The following is a 928-nucleotide window of genomic DNA, read 5'->3' on the forward strand; positions in this document are numbered from 1 at the left end:
GCAACGGCACTGTCGCCGACAACGAATACGTCTTTATGGGATTTGGATTGCAAATACTCATTGACGGTTGCTTTGCCGCGATCCACTTCAAGGCCTGATTCGCCTACGATAGGAAGAGCCGCAACTCCGCCTGTCCAAACAAGCGTATTGGCCGTTATCGTTTGTCCGTCTTTCAATTCGATTTGATTTCCTTTAACACCCGTTACAGGCAGACCTGTCAGGAATTCAACGCCGCGTGCTTCCAAGCTTGTCATGGCACGTTCGATTAAGTGATCAGGCAGGACCGGAAGGATTTTTGGCCCAGCTTCCACAAGCTTGATTTTCAAATCCTTGAAGTCCACTCCGAACTTTTTGGCGATTTTAGGGAAATGATCCACGATTTCACCGATTAACTCAACGCCCGTCAATCCGCCGCCGCCAATCACGATGGTTGCGTCCGCTTCATTATTCGTTTGAGAATATTCGCGGATGCGATCTTCGATATGTTTGTAAATCTTGTTAGCATCATTAACGGATTTCAAGACCATGCTGTTTTCCTCAAGTCCCGGAATGCCGAAGAATCCTGTTTGGCTTCCCAAAGCAACAACCAGGGCATCATAAGATAATGTGGAACCATTGGCAAGTTTCACTTCTTTATTATCGACCGAGAATGACTCCACTTTGGAAATGACAAGGTCGATATCTTTTCCTTTGAAAAGCTTTTCCAAAGGAATGGAAACGGCTTGTTCAGAAATGGATCCGCCTGCAAGTCGGTGCAATTCAGTGATGATTTGGTGCGTTGGAAATTGGTTCACCACTGTAACCTGCACTTCATCCTTTTTGTAATATTCACGTACGGATAAGGCAGATAGTAATCCTGCGTAACCTGCACCTAAGATGACGATTTGTTTTGACATAGTTAATCCCCCGTCCTTACTGATTGAAAGTT

The 928-nt window shown here is 45.4% G+C and carries 1 protein-coding gene; it reads right to left on the reverse strand.

Features of this window, described 5'->3' with window-relative positions:
* A partial coding sequence (locus OTG27_RS26380) for an NAD(P)/FAD-dependent oxidoreductase (RefSeq protein ID WP_268938589.1) occupies positions 1-896 on the reverse strand: 896 nt, incomplete at its 3' end.
* Positions 897-928 lie beyond the last annotated feature (32 nt).

This window comes from Peribacillus sp. AS_2, from assembly GCF_026891895.1.
Classification (GTDB): domain Bacteria; phylum Bacillota; class Bacilli; order Bacillales; family DSM-1321; genus Peribacillus; species Peribacillus frigoritolerans.